10 protein-coding genes and 1 pseudogene are annotated in these 20,060 nt (G+C 48.6%); all 11 read left to right on the top strand.

The genetic code is table 11. The features are described from left to right. The first annotated feature begins 32 nt into the window (after positions 1-32). The 11 genes and pseudogenes from tssH (at position 33) to EL143_RS04135 (ending at position 20,030) form a co-directional block, all read left to right on the top strand. On the top strand, positions 33-2,681 hold the full coding sequence (gene tssH / locus EL143_RS04185; RefSeq protein ID WP_085417465.1) for a type VI secretion system ATPase TssH: 2,649 nt from the start codon (positions 33-35) through the stop codon (positions 2,679-2,681). Between the two features lie 156 nt (positions 2,682-2,837). Beyond that, positions 2,838-3,464 carry a type VI secretion system lipoprotein TssJ gene (tssJ, locus tag EL143_RS04180; RefSeq protein WP_085417463.1) on the top strand — a complete coding sequence of 209 codons (627 nt, stop codon included), beginning with the start codon at positions 2,838-2,840 and terminating at the stop codon, positions 3,462-3,464. A 31-nt stretch (positions 3,465-3,495) separates the two neighbouring features. After that, positions 3,496-4,839 (top strand): type VI secretion system baseplate subunit TssK, encoded by a 1,344-nt coding sequence (gene tssK, locus EL143_RS04175; RefSeq protein WP_085417462.1) that lies wholly within the window; start codon positions 3,496-3,498, stop codon positions 4,837-4,839. A gap of 24 nt (positions 4,840-4,863) precedes the next feature. Next, positions 4,864-6,129 (top strand): type VI secretion system protein TssL, long form, encoded by a 1,266-nt coding sequence (gene tssL, locus EL143_RS04170; RefSeq protein ID WP_085417461.1) that lies wholly within the window; start codon positions 4,864-4,866, stop codon positions 6,127-6,129. Between the two features lie 31 nt (positions 6,130-6,160). After that, positions 6,161-9,718: a type VI secretion system membrane subunit TssM gene (gene tssM, locus EL143_RS04165; RefSeq protein ID WP_085417460.1), complete on the top strand. Its 3,558-nt coding sequence runs from the start codon at positions 6,161-6,163 to the stop codon at positions 9,716-9,718. Positions 9,719-9,867: 149 nt separating this feature from the next. After that, positions 9,868-12,141, top strand: coding sequence for a type VI secretion system Vgr family protein (locus EL143_RS04160; RefSeq protein ID WP_085417464.1), 2,274 nt, complete (start codon positions 9,868-9,870; stop codon positions 12,139-12,141). 12 nt (positions 12,142-12,153) lie between these two features. Next, the gene (locus tag EL143_RS04155; RefSeq protein ID WP_085417459.1) at positions 12,154-13,290 is read left to right on the top strand and encodes a DUF2169 family type VI secretion system accessory protein; all 1,137 of its coding nucleotides are present in this window, start codon (positions 12,154-12,156) and stop codon (positions 13,288-13,290) included. A gap of 59 nt (positions 13,291-13,349) precedes the next feature. After that, positions 13,350-17,537 (top strand): DUF6531 domain-containing protein, encoded by a 4,188-nt coding sequence (locus EL143_RS12630; protein ID WP_126326588.1) that lies wholly within the window; start codon positions 13,350-13,352, stop codon positions 17,535-17,537. Between the two features lie 13 nt (positions 17,538-17,550). Then, a complete protein-coding gene (locus tag EL143_RS04145) occupies positions 17,551-18,045 on the top strand; it encodes a hypothetical protein (RefSeq protein WP_126326586.1) in 495 nt (164 codons plus the stop codon). A 110-nt stretch (positions 18,046-18,155) separates the two neighbouring features. Beyond that, a pseudogene (locus EL143_RS04140) lies at positions 18,156-18,881 on the top strand (bacteriophage T4 gp5 trimerisation domain-containing protein); the annotation flags it as partial. A 12-nt stretch (positions 18,882-18,893) separates the two neighbouring features. Then, positions 18,894-20,030 (top strand): DUF2169 family type VI secretion system accessory protein, encoded by a 1,137-nt coding sequence (locus tag EL143_RS04135; protein ID WP_085417459.1) that lies wholly within the window; start codon positions 18,894-18,896, stop codon positions 20,028-20,030. Positions 20,031-20,060: the final 30 nt, after the last annotated feature.

Below are 20,060 nucleotides of genomic sequence, written 5' to 3'. Positions count from 1 at the left end.
TTTGGACATGTTGGATTATTTAAGGAAATCTTATGTCAGACATCAGCCGCAGCGTATTATTCGGTAAGTTGAATACTACCTTATACAAAACTCTGGAAAATGCCTACACATTCTGCCGCCTTCGGGAAAACAGCTATGTCGAGCTGGTGCACTGGCTCCATTCCCTGCTGCAAACCGAAAAAACCGACATTTTCTGCCTGATAAACCGTTTCAATTTAGACGAAGCGAAAGTACGCAAAGACGTATTGGCCGCCGTGGAAAAACTGCCCGCCGGCGCTACTGCCGTTATCGATTTTTCCGAGCATATCCAAACCCTTGTCGAACAAACTTGGACATACAGCTCGCTGAAATTCGGCACCGACAAAATCCGCACGGCGCATATTTTCTACACCATGCTGCAAAATAAAACTTTGCAGGGCATCTTGGCCAACATTTCATCGGAATTCCTCAAAATCAAACCCGAAACGCTGGCAGACGACATCATCGCCATTACCGCCGGTTCGGAAGAAAATCTCGATGCCGCTAAAAACGCCTTATCTTCGGAGCCTACCGCCACCCACAAAGAAAGTGCGTTGGCCAAATACGGCAGCAACCTTACCGAAAAAGCTAAAAACGGCGAAATAGACCCTCTCACCGGCCGCGATGCCGAAATCAGACAAATCATCGACATCCTGATGCGCCGCCGCCAAAACAACCCGATTCTCACGGGCGAAGCCGGTGTCGGCAAAACCGCCGTGGTCGAGGCGTTGGCCTTGCGCTTGGCCGCAGGCGACGTGCCGCCCGGATTGCAAAACGTGCAGTTAATCCTGCTGGACATCGGCCTGCTTAAAGCCGGTGCCAGCATCAGCGGCGAATTTGAATCGCGGCTCAGAGCGGTGATGGACGAAGTCGAATCCAGCCCCACACCGATTGTGCTGTTTATTGACGAAATCCATACCTTAATCGGCGCGGGCGGTGCAGCTGGCACGGGCGATGCCGCCAACCTGCTCAAACCCGCGTTGGCCCGCGGCAAACTGCGCACCATCGGCGCAACAACATGGGCGGAATACAAAAAATATTTTGAAAAAGACCCCGCCCTTACCCGCCGTTTCCAAGTCGTGCAGATAGACGAACCCGACGAAGAAAAAGCCGTCAACATGCTTAGAGCGTTGAACACCTCGCTGGAAAAACACCACAATGTGATTATTCTCGACGAAGCCATTCAGGCGGCCGTAAAACTTTCCCACCGCTATATTCCCGCACGCCAACTGCCCGATAAAGCCGTCGGCCTGATCGATACCGCCTGCGCGCGCGTTGCGGTCAGCCAGCACGCCGTACCGGGCAGCATCGAGTATCTGCAAAAAAAATCCGAAGCATTAAAACTCGAACAAGCCCATCTGGAACGCGAGAAAAAACTCAGTTTCGATTCCGAAGAACGGATGGCGAATATCGGCAAAGAACTGGCTGAAGTTGAAGGCCGTCTGAAAGAATTGGAAGAAAGATGGCAAACAGAAACCGGCTTGGTTGCCGAGCTGTTGGCCGTGCGCGAACAAATCATGCAGGCAGGGCAAGAAACCGCCGATGATGAAAGCGAGCAGTTGTACGCACGCCAAAAAGAGCTGGTCGACAAACTGAAAGAACTGCAAGGCATCCAACCGCTGGTCATGCCGTTGGTCGACAGCCGCACGATTGCCGACGTGGTGGCAGACTGGACGGGCATTCCCGTCGGCAAAATGATGAAAGACGAAGTCGAGGCCGTATTGCAACTGGCCGACACTTTAAACAAACGCATCATCGGCCAACGCCACGGCTTAGATGCGATTACCCGCCGCATTCAGACTTCGCGTGCCAATCTTGACAACCCCAACAAACCCATCGGCGTTTTCATGCTGGCCGGCCCTTCCGGTGTGGGTAAAACCGAAACCGCGCTGGCTCTGGCCGACACCTTGTACGGCGGCGAGCAAAACGTGATTACCATCAATATGAGCGAATATCAGGAAGCGCACACCGTATCCACCCTGAAAGGCGCACCGCCGGGATATGTCGGTTACGGCGAAGGCGGCGTACTGACCGAAGCCGTGCGCCGCAAACCGTATAGTGTTATCCTGCTCGACGAAGTGGAAAAAGCGCACCCCGACGTGCATGAAATCTTTTTCCAAGTATTCGACAAAGGCTGGATGGAAGACGGCGAAGGCCGCTACATCGACTTCAAAAACACCATCATCATCCTCACCACCAACGTCGGTACGGATTTGATTATGGACATGTGCGACGACCCCGACATGCTGCCGACTCCGGAAGGCTTGGCCAAAGCCTTGCGCACGCCCATGCTGAAAGTTTTCCCCGCCGCCCTGCTGGGCCGCATGCAGGTTATCCCCTACTATCCGCTATCCGACGATATGCTCGCGAAAATCGTTGAATTGCAATTGGGCCGCATCGTGAAACGGATCAAGGACAACCACAACATCGACCTGACCTATTCACCCGAAGTGCTGAAGCTGATTACCTCGCGCTGTACCGAAGTCGAATCGGGCGGCCGCATGATCGATGCGATTCTCACCAACACCGTTCTGCCGCAAATCAGCCGCGAACTGCTCACTTGTGCAACGCAAGGCAAACAGGTTTCGGCGGTAAGCATCGGCGTGAAAGACCATGACTTTATATACAAATATAAATTCAAGAAAAAAGATAATTTTAAGTAAAAAGAAAAAACTAAAATTTGTTTAACCCTTCTAACATTTTAAATAAGCAATGTTTACAAATCATTATGTAAACACCAGTACGAAACAAAACACTATCAATATTTATTTCAAAAGTTATTATAAATAAAGTTATAGATTAAGATTAGGCTATATAAGATGCATAAAGATTTGATGAAATACATACTATTTTTGGTGATACCTTTAATGCTAAGCGCATGTGCTTCCAATCATAAACCGCCAAAAGAATCTGATGAAAGCGGTGAAATGATTGACCTACAAATCATTATTTCACCTGATGTAAATTTTGATTTGGTAGGTCGGCCTTCTCCCATACGTTTGGATTTATACCAGTTAACTTCAGATGGTGAGTTTAAAAAAGCAAATTATTTTGAGCTTACCAACAACGCCAAAGAAACTTTAGGCGATAAATTAATCCAACAAAGCCAATTCATGCTGTATCCAAACACAGTAAAGATATTGCCAATTAAAATAGATTCCCATCTAAAATATTTAGGTGTAGTAGCAAGTTATCGCGATTTAGATAACAGCCGATGGCAACTGATTTTATTGAAACAGAAAAAACGCTGGTATCAATTTGGCAAACATTATTTCTATTTAAATCTAGGCAGAAACAAATTAAGTCAGTTATCAAAGACAGAAATGCGCAACATGCTGCAAGAATATAAAGAGCGCCACCCCGACAACAAACGCATCAAAGAAAACGGCAAAGTCCGCAAACACGACAGCGACCTTAGCAAAGGCGTTTTCCGTGAAGAAAAATAATAACTTTATATAGAAGATTTAGGTTGAAAACATGGCGATAGAAGCAAAAGTGGTCTGGTCTGAGGGAATCTTCATTGCTCCCCAACATTTCCAGCAATTTGAACGTTACATTGAATCCGGTTTACGTCAATTAGCCGTTTCCCGTGAAGGCTATTTTTGGGGATTTTCTTCACTCGTTTTGGATTCAGACGGCCTCAAGCGCGGGGTAATCGGTATTCATGAAGCAGAAGGCGTGTTTCCCGACGGCTCGGTCTTTTTACTTTCTCAGAAACAACTCGAAAATCTGAACTTAACCGTTCCTGCCAATATTAAAGACACCAAAATCTGCTTGGCCGTTAACTTACCCTCTTCCGTGAACAATGAGATTTGCTTTCCGGATCAAGACTCAACTGCCCCTCACCGCTATAAAGCATTTGATAAAACACTTGCAGATACCACCAATACCGAATTAGACGGCCGCCAAGTTACGTTGGCAGAGCTTAACCCCATGCTGGTTTTAGAAAGCGATGTTACCAGCGGACAAACTGCCCTCCCCATAGCGCTTATCCATTCCAGTTCGGCAGATTTCGAGGTGGTCTTAGACGAATCCTATATCCCGCCCTGTCTCGGCAGCCAAAAGCAACAGCATTTAAAGGCTTATATTTCAGAGATATACGGCCTTTTGATGCAGAAAAGCAATAGCTTGGCCAATGCTGTAAACGATCCCAATACTGGAGGTTCTGTTGAAGTGATGGATTTCATGATGCTCCAAACCATCAACAGATATTTGGCCTATTTACACCATGAAAATGAAGGCGCCCGCCAAACCCATCCGGAACAATTATTCGTTAATCTGTCGAAGTTGTGTGCCGATTTGATGACTTTCTTACCTGCCCGCAAAGTAGGCGAAATTCCTGTGTATCAGCACAACGACTTGGCCTCATGCTTCGGAAAATTATTTTTCAATCTGCGTAAATCACTTTCTATCGTGCTTGAGCAAAGAGCGATCAGAATTCCTCTCGACATGCGCGACGAGGCAACGCACGTTGCCCAAACGCCTGATCAAAGCCTGCTGGATAAAGCCTCATTCGTTCTCGCCATCAAAGCCGATATGCCGAACGAAGCATTGCGCCAAAAAATTCCAAGCGTGGTGAAGATAGGTACGGTGGAAAAAGTAAAAGAATTAGTCGCCTACCACCTGCCCGGAATCAGGGTACACGCCTTATCCGTTGCACCGAGAGAATTGCCCTACCACAGCGGCTATGTTTATTTCGAGTTGGATAAAAAACACGAGATGTGGGATATGTTTGACACTTCTTCGGGCATGGCCTTCCATTTAGCCGGTAATTTTCCGAATTTAGATGTTGAATTTTGGGCAATTAAGTCTTTGAGTTAATTTGGTTTAATTTGGAATTTCATTATGAATAACCAGAATAATGCAGCACATAGCGCAGTAAATATCTACAACCCTTTGATTGAAGCTGCCAAACCCGTTTTTATCTTGGTGAATGCCATGCAGCAAACCACCAGTCAACTCTCTACCGACAGCTTGATTAATAAGTTTTCTCTTTTAATCAATAACTTTGAAGAGAATGCTGAGAAAAACGGAGCGAAATATGATGCCATTCAAGCTGCGAAATACTGCTTGTGTACATTCGTAGATGAATTGGCAGTCCGTGCAGGCTGGGCAGATGAAACGTGGTCGAAAAACAGCCTGCTGGTGTCCTTTTACGATGAGACATGGGGTGGTGAGCGCTTTTTTGAAATTATTCAAAACTTAAAGCAAGACCCTGATAAAAACATCGATTTATTAGAGTTTATGTACTTGTGCCTGCAGTTCGGCTACAAAGGCAAATACCAAGTTTTAAACAGCGGCGAATTGGAAATCGACAAAATCAAAAGAGACTTGCTCGCCTTGATTCACAGCAAACGGCCGGATCAAACCGTTAATCTCTTCAAGCACGATCCGATTGTTACCAATACCATCCAGCGAAAACAGCGGCTGACCATTCCTTTATGGGTAGTAGGCGTATTAGGCGCAGTTGCTTTGGGAATAGGCTATTTCGCGATGCAATGGTCGTTGGGCGATGACTTTGATACCGCCAGCACAAAAGTAAACAGCCTCAAACTTCCCGCTGTCGCACCTAAACAGCAGGAAACCAAAAACACCATCCGCCTGCGGCCTTTATTGGAAAACGAAATCGCCAGAAAACTGGTATCTGTTGAAGACTCCCAAGACAGAAGCACAGTAACCATTTTGGGCGACGGTTTGTTTGAATCAGGCTCCGCACAGATTCAAGACCAATACTACCCCGTCTTGGCTACGGTCGGTCAGGCTTTGGATAGTGTCGAAGGGCAAATTGTCGTTACAGGCTATACCGATGACAAGCCTATTCAAAGCTTGAATTTCCCGTCCAACTGGCATCTCTCACAAGGTCGGGCTGATGCGGTAAAAGAAATTCTCTTAACTTACGTTAAAAACGGCGGAACGCGTATCCGTTCGGAAGGACGCGGTTCGACCAATCCGGTTGTACCGAATGATACGGTGGAAAACAGAGCCAAAAACCGACGGGTTGAAATTACCCTATTCACGACTGGCAGCGGCCCTAAACTGGGCAGCGCAGTAGAAGTGCAAACCGACGCTCCGGCTGCCCAACCAAGCAGCGATGTCAGTGCAGGTCAATAATCTGAAATTGGATTGATACGGAAAAACAAACATGAAAAAAATTCTTTATTTTCTAGGTTCCCGTTCTTTATGGGTAATGTTGGGTATCGCCGGTCTGATTATATTGGTATGGTTTATCGGCCCGCTGATTTCCATAGGAGAAATCCGTCCTTTAGCGAGCAAAGTCGTGCGCTTTGCCGTGTGTGCTGCCATTGTCGGTATTTGGTTGGCTAAAGCCGTATTCCGTCAATATCGCGAATCGCGCCGTAATGCTGCTTTATTAAAAGAAATCAAAGCCGCACAAGAACCCATTTTGAAAAGTGCAAGCGATATCAGCTCTATGAGCCGCCAGTTTGCCGAGATGGACAAAGTGCTGAAAAACGCCAAGTTTTCCAAATCGAAAAACAGCCTATTGGCGAGACTGGAAGAAGGCCAATACCTTTACCAAATGCCGTGGTATGTCGTTTTGGGCGCAGCAGGCTCTGGTAAAACCACAGCTCTGAAACGCTCCGGCCTTAATTTCCCACTGGAAAGCACTTTGGGAACGTCTGTCAGCGGCTTGGCAGGCACACGGGATTGCGATTGGTTTTTATCTGATGAAATCGTTTTGCTGGATACTGCCGGCAGATTGTCTCTGCACGATAACCACAGCAATAAAGATTCCAGCGACTGGGAAGAATTTGTATCGTTGCTGAAACGCTACCGCCCCAAACAACCTATCAACGGTGTATTGGTTACTGTGGGCGTGGACGACTTATTGGGCGGTAAAACCAATATCACGGAAATATCGGCAGAGCTACGCAAAAGAATCCACGAAATGCATACCAAACTAGGTATTCATTTCCCTGTTTACCTCATGATTACCAAACTGGATTTGCTACATGGTTTTGATAAATTCTTCGCTCATTTAACAGAAGAGCAAAGAAACCAATACTTAGGTATTTCCCTGTCTGACACAGAAGGAATGGAAACGCCGATTGCCACCGCATCCAATGCCTTATCGGAGATTGTGGATAAATTGCGCTCTTCTATGTTGGGTACTATCCATCAACTGGAATCTTCTGAAGACAAAGCTGCTGCTTTTGCTTTCCCTGAAGAGTTTGAACGTCTGAACCAAGCCGTGCTTTCTCTCTTTAAAGAGCTATCCAAATCTTCTAAATTTGAGCAACCGATTGCATGGAGAGGTGTTTACTTTTCAAGCGGTACTCAAACCGGGCAGCATCTCAATCCCATCTTGGAAGGTTTGCAAAGCGATTTCCAATTATCAAGAAAATACTTGGATTCGGAGAGAACCGCAGCTCAGACCTCTGATCGCAGCTTCTTCCTGAACAGATTGTTTTCCGACGTTATCCTCAGCGAAGCAAACTTAGCCGGGGAAAATAAATCTTGGTTCGTCAAAAACCAAATGCTGTATTGGCTCGGCGTCGGCGCGATTGCGGCTACCGTAATTACCTGCTTGACCATGATGTTGAACAGCTACTCCAATAACCGTTCCTATTTGGAGCAGGTCGGCAGTAAAGCAACCAAATTGGGCATGGATGCAAAAAAATATGCGGATGCGCCCGATTTGCTTAAAGCGGTAACGTTTGCAGAACACGTTAGAGACACCACCAGAAGCAGCGAAATTCCCGATCTCTCGTCCCCTCCCCTCGGCTACCGCATGGGTCTGTATCAAGGCGCTCAAATGGAGGACGTGGGTGAATCTGCCTACCGCAGAATTCTCCAAGACAACGTAATGCCTTTAATCAGCTATAAGCTGGACGAGCTTCTGCGCACAACCAGCGGTTCAGACGGCATCAATGGCTATAACGCTTTAAAAGCCTATCTGATGATGTTTAATAAAGAACATTTCGATGCGGCTTTTATGCAAAACTGGCTGATGTCTAATCTGTCTAAAGCAGAATCTTCAGGCATGAGCGAGCAGCAGAAAAAATCTGTTGAGAAAGCGTTAAACCAAATCCTTTCCAAGCAAAGCATCACGCCCAGCGTACCCTATGATGAAGCATTGGTAGAACGCCGCCGTCAGGAAATTGCACAAAGAGACATTGCCACCATGGTATTGGAAGATACCGTGAATGCGGTTGCCCGCTCAGGAAAAGAAGGGGTGACGCCTGTTTCCTTTTCCAGCATGGGCGGTGTGCAAAGCCACTTGTTGTTCCGTCGCAAAACAGGCGGGGCTTTAAAAGAACCGATTAACTTCATCTATACCAAAGAGGCATACATCACCAAAGTATTACCTGCCATGGTTAAATCGGCAGAACAGTTTTTTAACGAAGATAATTGGGTGCTGGGTAATTACGCCTCTTTAAGCCAAAGCAAGGCTTCCGTTCTTTCCGATGCCCAAAGGCTCTATTTCAGCAACTACATTAGAGTATGGAATCATTATTTAGCCGACTTGTCATTGGTTACGCCGAAATCATCGCGCGAGAGCATTCAGATTGCCAAACTGCTGTCTGAAAAAAATTCCCCTTTGGCTAATATCATCAAAGGAATTAGCGATAACACAACGCTAACCATTGATAATCGGGTCACTGAAAAAGCAGGCAGCAAAATTGCCGATTGGTTAAACAGAGCCGGCCTCTCCAAGCTTTTAGGCGCTGAAGGTGAAGCCAATGTGAAAAACGAATTGGCCGCTTTAAAACAAGCAACACCTGTTGATGATGCTTTTGCAGACTTCCATATACTGACCGAAACCACAAATGATCAGCCTCCCGCCATTAACGCCATTACCGAAGCCATTAACGATTTGTATGTTTATTTGGTTGCCGTTAACGTTGCGGTAGAAAAAGGGGTGGATCTACCTCCCGATGATCCTTTTGTGAAATACAAGGCCGAAGTAAACCGACTGCCCTCACCTTTCCGCCAAATGCTGGACAATTTTTCTGAGATTATCTTGAAAAACACCGATAAGATTGTCGATGAGAAACTCATGTCTACTTTGGAAAAACAATTGGCTACTCTAACTAACAGTTGCCAAGAAACACGCCAACAGGGCTATCCTTTCGAAAGAGGGTCGGAAAACAATGTTGCCTTGGAAAGTTTCTCCAGCATCTTCGGCCCTAACGGCATCTACAACAAATTTACCAACTTATCAGGCGAAGCTGCCGTGTTGGCTCGCTCGGAAAAGCTGGAAACATTAACGGCTAAAAACAGCGCGTTTAAAGACCGCTTTTCCAAATTGGACGACATAGCAGCCATCCGACAAGGCTATTTCGACAAAGGTTCGGAAACCCCTTCGTTTGATTTCGCAGTTAAAGTTTTGATTCTCGATGCCAGCTTGGAGAGCGTAAATATTTCGTACGACGGAAAAAGCTATGTATACAGCCACGGGCCTGTTAATCCTGCGACCTTTACTTGGCCGTCTAAAAATGAAAACGCTTTGGCCAAAATAGACATTTCTTCCCCTCAAATCAACAGCGCCGGTATCAGCGCCACCGGGCCGTGGTCAATCTTCCGCCTGATTGAAAAAGGAAAAATCGTCCGCCAAACAGGAAACACCACTGTGGTTGAATACAACATCCAAGGCAAAAACGTTGTGGTTGAATTTACAACCTCTACCGCATCGAACCCCTTTAATTTAAATAAATTAAGGAATTTTCAGTGCGTTTAAGCGTCTAATAAGGATAGATACAAGTAGGCCGTCTGAAAATAACATATTCCGAAATCATTCCGCCCTAATCCTGCAAATGATGAAAATAAAGGTTTAGGCGCTTAACAAACGGAATGTTGGTTTTTAATGTGAATAAGGAATTTCCCGAAATGAATAGAACGATCGTTGCTCATACACCTTTGGGACCACAACTGTTATTCAAAAAAATGCTTGGGGCGGAATCCGTTTCCAATCTTTTTGAATTTGATATCACATTTGTTTCTAAAGATTCCAATTTACAAGGCAAAGATATCATCGGCCAGCCCGTAACGCTGGAAATCGACACCGAAGCGGGCAGCCCGCGCTACCTGAACGGCTTGGTTACCGATTTCGGCTACATCGGCGAAGATGAAGACGAAGAGGGCTACCATGCTTATGCTTGTACCGCCCGCCCGTTTATGTGGTATCTCACTCAAAATGTAGACAGCAGGGTGTTTGTTGATAAATCGGTGCTCGATATTGCCAACGAAGTTTTATCTGCATTCGGTTTTCCTTATCAGGTTAAATGCCAAAAAGGTTATCGCACCAGAGGCTTTTGCGTTCAATATCAAGAAACCAGTTTTCATTTCTTAAACCGTTTGTTTGAACAAGAAGGCATTTACTATTATTTCACCCACAGCAACGGCTCGCACGAGCTGGTTATCGCCGACGATGTCGGCATTTTGCAGGCGATTCCTTCTTCCAACATTCCTTACCACTCCCGCCAAACCGCGCCGGGTGCGCCCAGCACCGCTTATATCGACATCTGGGAAGAGCGGGACTCTCTTAAATCCAGCCAGTTCGTTACACAAGAATACAATTACAAAAATGCCAAAGTGCCGATGAAATCGCAGGATTCCGTTCACGATTTCAGCTCGGTAACCATGGAACACTATGATTTCTATACCGGCTTCAGCGATGTTTCCGAAGCGCAGAATTACAGCCAAGTGCGCAGTGAAGATTTGAAGAGCCAAACCAAAGTCATTACCGGCTCCGGCACGGCATTAACGGTTGCTCCGGGCTATACGTTTACTCTGAGCAGACACCCGCATTCGTCATCCAATACCGAATATACGATTTTGAAGGCAAACTACGATTTTGAAGAAGCCGGCTATACCACCGGCGACCGTATCGGCAAATTCAGAATCTCATTCCGCGTATTGCCGAAGTCGTACCAATACCGCCCGCCACTGAAAACACCCAAACCGAAAGTGTTGGGTACGCAGGCTGCAACGGTAACCGGCCCGGCCGGAGAAGAAGTTTATACCAACGAATACGGCGATATTAAAGTTCAATTCCATTGGGACCGCTACGGCAAAATGGATGAAAACAGCTCCAACTGGGTGCGCGTAACGCAAGGCTCGGCCGGTGCGGGATACGGTTCCATCAATACGCCGCGTATTGGCGAAGAAGTGTTGGTCGACTTCATTAACGGCGATGCCGACCGGCCGATCGTATTAGGCCGTCTGTATAACAGCGCAATGTCGCCACCGTGGGGCTTCCCCGCCGCCGCCAAGCAATCCGGTATTAAGAGTAAAAGTTTCAATTCGCCGCTTTCCAACTTTAATGAGTTGATGTTCAACGATACCGCGGGCTCTGAAATGGTGAATTTTCAGGCGCAGAAAGATTTGACATCGCTGGTTAAAAACAACGAAACCCGCAATGTCAATAACGACCGCACTACCACCATCGGCAATAACGAAACGGTAACAGTGGTGGGCGACAGGGCGAAAACCGTTCAGAAAAACGAAACGGCTTCGATTACCCAAAACCGCACCAAATCGGTGGGCCAGAACGAAACGGCCAGCATCACCCAAAACCAAAGCATCAGTGTCGGCCAAAACCAAAGTACCAGCGTGGGTAAAGACCAAAGCGTCGACGTGGCGATGAACCGCAGCCGTTCGGTCGGTCAAAACGAAAATGTAACCATCGGCCAAAGTCAGGCTTTGACCGTGGGGCAGGATCAAAACGTTACCGTCGGCCAAAACCAAGCATTTACCGTCGGTGCCAACCGCAATAAAACCGTTGTTTCGAACGAAGTCAGCAGCATCGGCGGCAACAAACAGGAAACGGTGAGCAAAAACGGTATGAACAACGTCGGCATCGGCCAGATGACCAATATCGGTGCGGGCTATATGCTGAACGTCGGCGGCGGTTGGATGACCAACGTCGGCGCGGCGGAAATGCACAGCGTCGGCCTGATCATGAACATCAATGCCGGCATGAACATCGGCCTCAATGCCGGCCGCAACATTACTTTGTCCGCCAATTCCAAAATTACCCTGCAAGTCGGTAATTCCATGATTGTGATGGATAAAAACAAGATTGCGATTGTCAGCAAAAAAATCAAAGTCGTCGGCACCAAAGTGGTGGATATGGACGGTAAAAAAGTGGACATCAACTAGAGAAGAACCGCCATGTTCGAACTGGAAAACTTTACCTGTTTCCACACACAACAGTTTAAAAACGTCGACCAATTGGATCGAACGTATGATGTTGTGGTAGCCAAAGTCAGCTATGAGTTTGAAATCGACCCGGCAACCGGCAAGACGGAATTACAGTTTGCCCGCACGCAAACGCCGCTTACGTTTGCCGATACCTTTTACGGCGAGCCGTCGCAAACCGCCACCGAGTTGGAAAGCGATTTCTGCCTCTATAAGCCTAAAACGGATTTTGTGATCAATGCGGTAGCCTACGCACCCGACGATCTGCCCGCCCGACAATTCGCCGCCTCGGTCAGCATCGGCGATTACCGCAAAACCCTTGCCGTTACGGGAGAGCGCTATTGGATACGCGAAGCCGTGGGCTGGTCTGTCGGCGAACCCTCCCCTATCCTCTCCCTGCCCATCCGCTATGAATTTGCCTTCGGCGGGAGCGAAGTTGAAGACGACCACACAGGCTATCAGGAAAACGTCATCGGCATCGGCTATTATCCGAAATCTTTCCTGCAAAAAAACAGCTTCAAGCGGATGCTGAGAGCCCATCAGATTTACGATCCGGCCAAACCCGTGTGCGATCCTGCCGAAAAAGCCTCCCCCGAAGGCTTCGGCTTTATGCCGCGCTACTTCGCCCAACGCGCCAAACATACCGGCACCGCCGACGCCCAATGGATTGAAAACCGCGCCCCGCTGCTGCCGGAAGATTTTTCTATGGCATATTGGAACGGCGCGCATCCCTCGCTGCAACTGCCACACCTGAAACCCAACCATATTTATGAACTCGGTTTCACTGGCATGGTGCATTCCTTCCAAGCGCCCAACCAACACTTTACCGTCGAACTGCCGGTAGAAACCGTGTTCGTCCATGCCTATACCGCAGCCAATCAGTCTTTGTGTAAAGATATGGTGCTGGACACCGTGTTTGTAGATGTGGAAAAACGGCGCATCGACTGCAACTACCGAACCTCTTTTGCGGAAGAGCTGGAAATCGCTTCGTGCCAACTCAGGTTTATCGCGCGGCACGAACGGGGAGACCAAATCGCAGCCGCCCAAGCCTGCCGCGGTTCGCAAACCGAATTTATCCCCATACCGCCATCACTAACGGCACACGCATAAACCGATTGATTTCCAAACGCAAACCGCTTTAAGCAGATTACCGAAACAGGAGCATATTCATGGCCATCAACAAAATCGCCCGTAAGAGCAGCAAGTTCCGCGTGGTGTTTATGGTGCCCGATTTCTGTTGGCCGCCCCCGCCCGCTCCGCCTACCGTACCGCCGATTCCCTTCCCGCTGTTTGCCGATTTGGGCGGTGCTAAAACCGTTGCCAAAGACGTTAAAATCAACCGCAAACCCGCTTTCGTCTTCAAAGCCAGTAAAACCAACCGCACCTACGGCGACGAAATCGCCCTGCCCGGCCGCAAGGGGGTGTTGTCGCGCACCGCCACCAAACCGGCCTGGCCGATGATGCATTCTTCTTCGGTTAAAATCCGCAAACGCTATATCGTCCGTGCCGGCGATATGTTCCACATGAACAATAAGTATAAGAAGAAACTGCCGCCCAAGCCGTGTATTTCCTGTAAGGCTGCGGCGGCGGTCGGCCGTCCGGTCAATCCGATTCACGGGTTGAAGTTTCTGGAGAACGAAACCGACTTCGCTTTCGAAGGCTTGATGCCTTTGGTGTGGAACCGCAGCTATTATTCCGACCAAGACGGCACCGGCTGGCTCGGCGAGGGCTGGAGCGTACCCGGCAGCCAACGCATCATCCGCGATGCGGCGGGCTTGGCTTATATCGACGATCAGGGGCGGCTGTTTCCGCTACCGGAAGTGGACGAAGACGATGAAGAACCGGTGTTGTTCGAAAGCGAGCAAATCTGGTTCAGCAAAAATTCAGACGGCCATTATGTGATTGCGTCGTTAAACGGTTCGGTGTCGTTGCGTTTCGCGCCGCTGGCGGTGTCGGAAGACGATCCGAACGGCGACAGTTGCAGCCTCTTGCCGTTGGTGGCGGTGGAAGATGCCAACGGCAACCACCAGCGGTTCGTTTATCATCCCATTACGGGGCTACCGCAATATATTATCGACGGCAACGGACGGGTGTTCTACCTGCACTTCGGCAATGTCGCCGATGCCGCCGCACCGAAGCTGCGCTTGTTGTCGGTATCGTTGCTCGATACCCTACCCGCTTTCGGCGCAGCCGCACAGGTCGGGACGGCATTGGTGCGCTACGAATACAGCGGCAGCGGCGATTTGCTGCGCGTTATCGGCCGCGACGGCGCGGTCAAACGCAGCTTCACCTATCAAAACAACCTGATGGTGTCGCACACCGACGCGGCGGGATTGACCGCCTATTACGAATACAGCCATTACACCCCCACCGGCAAAGTGCTGCGCAATTGGACTTCGTTGGGCGAAGAATGGCGTTTCACCTATCACGACGGTTACACCGAAGTCACCGATGTCTTGGGGCGCACCGAGCAATACCATTACGACTATAACAACGAGTTGACCAAACGGGTGTTTGCCGACGGCAGCACCAACATCATGGAACGCGACAGCTTGGGCCGTCTGCTCAGCCACACCGACGCAATGGGCCGCGTTACCCGTTACCAATACAGCAACGAAGGCCAAATCGAGACCATCGTCCGCCCCGACGGTGCCATACTGCATTTCGACTACGACGACAGCTACCGCCTCATCCGCAAAAGCGATGCCGAAGGAAACTACGACAGCTACACCTACGATGAAGCCGGCAATCTGCTTACCCATACCGACCCGCTGAAACACACCACCCGCTTCGAGTATGCCGGCAACGGTTTGCTGTTGAGCGTTACCGACCCCAAAGGCAGCACCACCGAGTATCACTACAACCATAACCACCAGCCCGACCTGATTACCGACTGCTCCGGCTACCAAACCAAACTGGCCTACACCCCCGAAGGGCAGTTGGCGCGCATCACCGATGCCTTGGGCCAACACACCGAATACCATTACGACGCCAACCGAAACCTCACCCTCGCCCTTTATCCCGACGGCAGCAAAGAAACCTTCCGTTATGATGCTGCCGACCGCCTGACCGCCCATACCGACGGCGAAGGCCACACCACCGCATACGAATACGGCCAAGACGGTTTGCCGACGCAAAGAACCAATGCGCTGGGCCACACCTTCGGCTACCACTACGACCAAGCAAGAAGGCTCATCGGCCTCACCAATGAAAACGGCGCCTGCTACCGCTTCGCCTACGACGTGCTCGACCGTTTGGTGGCCGAAAGCGGTTTCGACCACAAACTGACCGCCTACCACTACAACGCCGGCAACGAACTGGTGCAGCAGAGCGAATACGGCGACGATGCCTCCGTGGCCGCCAAACTGATGGCGCAATACGGCAGCCAACCCGTTAAAAGCAAAGACAGAACACCGCTTTCAGACGGCCTTAAAGACAAAACCCCGCTCAGAATCACCGAGTTCCAACGCGACATCTTAGGCCGTCTGAAACACACCCTTGCCCACGACAGCAAAGGCAACATTCAGGAAACCGCCTATCATTACGACCTTAACGGCAACCTCGTCCGTGCCGCCAACCAGCACAGCATCACCTGTTTCGACTACAATCCCAACGGTCAACTTATCGGCCAACACCAATGGGAGGTACCGACTAAAGAAGAGAACGCCCGAAACGGCCTGATCGACACCGACTGGCGCGACCCGCAGTACGATATGCTGTTTTTACCGCAGACCCAAAGTATCCGTTACCATTACGACTTCAACGGCAACCGCACCACCACCGTGCTGCCCGACGGCAGACAAATCAATTATCTCTATTACGGCAGCGGCCACCTGCACCAAATCAACCTCGACGGCGAAGTCATCAGCGACATCGAACGCGACAAACTGCACCGCGAAATCCAAAGGACACAGGGAGCCTTAACCAGCCGCTACGAATTGGATCCGCTAGGCCGTCTGAAAAAACAGATTGCCGCCCTCAACGGCCTGTCTGAAAGCGGCAAAGGCAAAAACAAAGTAGCGGCGGGTTACAGTCAAACCGCCGTCAAACGCAGCTACGGCTACGACAAAACCGGCAACCTGCTCCACAGCAGCGACCAGCGGACGGGAACGACACATTTCGAGTACGATAAGCTCGGCAGAATCACCCAAGCGGGCAACGAACGGTTCGCCTTCGACCCGGCACACAATATCCTGTCCACCAACGGCCAAACCGTTTCAGACGGCCTCAACGCCGTAACCGACAACCGTATCAAACACTACAACGGCATCAGCTATTACTACGACGACCTCGGCAACTTGATCCACCGCGAACTGCCAAACGGCGAAGTGCAAAACTATTTCTACGATTTGCACGACCAACTGGTTAAAGTGGAAATCCAACGCAAAGATGCCGACGGCGATTGGTATAAAGAAACGTGGGTTTACCGCTACGATGCTTTGGGCAGACGAATAGGTAAAGGCCGTCTGAAAGAAAACGGAAATGCTGAACCCCTTTCAGACGGCCTAAAAGACAATGCCTGTCTGAAAACAGAGAACAGTAAAGATATTTTAGACAGTGAAATTGCCTTCCTGTGGGACGGCAGCCATCTGTTACAGGAACACAATTCAGACGGCCTATATACTTACATCTACACCGACCAAGACAGTTATGAACCGCTGGCGCAAATCCGTGATTGGAGGGATGAAGAAGGCGAGGCTAAACAGCAAACCAGCTATTTCCATTGTGACCAAATCGGTATGCCGCGCGAAATGACCGATAAGGACGGTAAGCTGTTGTGGTTCGGGGATTATTACGGTTGGGGTAAGCTTAAAAGCGAAACCAATGTAACGGAAACAGCGCATCAGCCTTTCCGACTTCAGAACCAATACTTTGATAAAGAGACGGGGCTGCATTACAACTTCTTCCGTTACTACGACCCCGATTGCGGTAGGTTTGTCAATCAAGACCCGATTGGGTTGTGGGGTGGGGATAACTTTTACTTGTTTGCTCCTAATGTGCAAGGGTGGATTGACCTTTTAGGATTAGAAAAATGTCCTCAAAAGTGTAAAGCTATTATTGAAAGTATAAATAAAAAAACTTCTGAAGTTGAAAAAAGATATGGTGATTTATTGTTAGATAGGCATGGATTATTTTCAAGACACAAAAATAAAAGAAATAAACACCCTATACATGGTTCTTATATAGGGCATGTTGAAAAATTTACTAAGGAACAGCAAAGTTTACGTGCTCTAATAACCGAAGCAATTCTTGATGGATGTGGTGATCATGTGCCTACAAAGGCGAGAGAAATGGGAGATATAGCCGCCCCTTCTGCCCCTAACAAGACATTAGCTCAGCAACTCGGATATACATAAGGAATGTTAGATTATGAAAAGCCAAAGTATCTTGAATATAAAAAATAAATCAGAATTAATGGAAAAAATAGAATTTATGACATCATTAGGTATTTATCAAAGTGAATTGATGGCGACGGTACTTATGGATAACTATGTTTTTGGAAAAAAACAAATTGATTTGATTTCAAAGCAAGATATATTTAATTGTTGCATAAAAATTTATTGCAAACAAATTAAAAAAGGGGGGATTAATAGTAAATTTTATCTGGCAGAGCAACTACTAAAAAGGAAAAATATTTATCTAATTTCAGATAAGTATCTAGGGGAATTTTTAATGAATATTGCTGGATATGAAAATTCATCAAAAGCTTGTGGATATTTTAGCAATAAATTTTATAAATTGAATCGTAAAGATCTGGGTGAGTTTTGGATGCAAAAAAGTATTATTGGATGTCTTGACAAAACAGGAATAAAAATAAATTTATTATTTGATGATCAAAAAAGAGAAATAAAGCTGAAAACATAACAAAAATAGTCACTAACTGAATCCGCATGTCTTTCGTAAATGTATAGGGTCTCGCCCCAACGCCCCGCAAGGCTGTCTGAAAAAACATCCCCCTTTTTCAGACGGCCTTTTCTTCCACCATCGGCAATAATGAAACGGTAACGGTGGTGGGCGACAGGGCGAAAACCGTTCAGAAAAACGAAACGGCTTCGATTACCCAAAACCGCACCAAATCGGTGGGCCAGAACGAAACGGCCAGCATCACCCAAAACCAAAGCATCAGTGTCGGCCAAAACCAAAGTACCAGCGTGGGTAAAGACCAAAGCGTCGACGTGGCGATGAACCGCAGCCGTTCGGTCGGTCAAAACGAAAATGTAACCATCGGCCAAAGTCAGGCTTTGACCGTGGGGCAGGATCAAAACGTTACCGTCGGCCAAAACCAAGCATTTACCGTCGGTGCCAACCGCAATAAAACCGTTGTTTCGAACGAAGTCAGCAGCATCGGCGGCAACAAACAGGAAACGGTGAGCAAAAACGGTATGAACAACGTCGGCATCGGCCAGATGACCAATATCGGTGCGGGCTATATGCTGAACGTCGGCGGCGGTTGGATGACCAACGTCGGCGCGGCGGAAATGCACAGCGTCGGCCTGATCATGAACATCAATGCCGGCATGAACATCGGCCTCAATGCCGGCCGCAACATTACTTTGTCCGCCAATTCCAAAATTACCCTGCAAGTCGGTAATTCCATGATTGTGATGGATAAAAACAAGATTGCGATTGTCAGCAAAAAAATCAAAGTCGTCGGCACCAAAGTGGTGGATATGGACGGTAAAAAAGTGGACATCAACTAGAGAAGAACCGCCATGTTCGAACTGGAAAACTTTACCTGTTTCCACACACAACAGTTTAAAAACGTCGACCAATTGGATCGAACGTATGATGTTGTGGTAGCCAAAGTCAGCTATGAGTTTGAAATCGACCCGGCAACCGGCAAGACGGAATTACAGTTTGCCCGCACGCAAACGCCGCTTACGTTTGCCGATACCTTTTACGGCGAGCCGTCGCAAACCGCCACCGAGTTGGAAAGCGATTTCTGCCTCTATAAGCCTAAAACGGATTTTGTGATCAATGCGGTAGCCTACGCACCCGACGATCTGCCCGCCCGACAATTCGCCGCCTCGGTCAGCATCGGCGATTACCGCAAAACCCTTGCCGTTACGGGAGAGCGCTATTGGATACGCGAAGCCGTGGGCTGGTCTGTCGGCGAACCCTCCCCTATCCTCTCCCTGCCCATCCGCTATGAATTTGCCTTCGGCGGGAGCGAAGTTGAAGACGACCACACAGGCTATCAGGAAAACGTCATCGGCATCGGCTATTATCCGAAATCTTTCCTGCAAAAAAACAGCTTCAAGCGGATGCTGAGAGCCCATCAGATTTACGATCCGGCCAAACCCGTGTGCGATCCTGCCGAAAAAGCCTCCCCCGAAGGCTTCGGCTTTATGCCGCGCTACTTCGCCCAACGCGCCAAACATACCGGCACCGCCGACGCCCAATGGATTGAAAACCGCGCCCCGCTGCTGCCGGAAGATTTTTCTATGGCATATTGGAACGGCGCGCATCCCTCGCTGCAACTGCCACACCTGAAACCCAACCATATTTATGAACTCGGTTTCACTGGCATGGTGCATTCCTTCCAAGCGCCCAACCAACACTTTACCGTCGAACTGCCGGTAGAAACCGTGTTCGTCCATGCCTATACCGCAGCCAATCAGTCTTTGTGTAAAGATATGGTGCTGGACACCGTGTTTGTAGATGTGGAAAAACGGCGCATCGACTGCAACTACCGAACCTCTTTTGCGGAAGAGCTGGAAATCGCTTCGTGCCAACTCAGGTTTATCGCGCGGCACGAACGGGGAGACCAAATCGCAGCCGCCCAAGCCTGCCGCGGTTCGCAAACCGAATTTATCCCCATACCGCCATCACTAACGGCACACGCATAAACCGATTGATTTCCAAACGCAAACCGCTTT

The sequence above is a fragment of the Neisseria canis genome (assembly GCF_900636765.1).
Classification (GTDB): Bacteria; Pseudomonadota; Gammaproteobacteria; order Burkholderiales; family Neisseriaceae; genus Neisseria; species Neisseria canis.
Note: the sequence above shows the minus strand (reverse complement) of the source record. Positions and strands in the feature narration are given on the sequence as shown.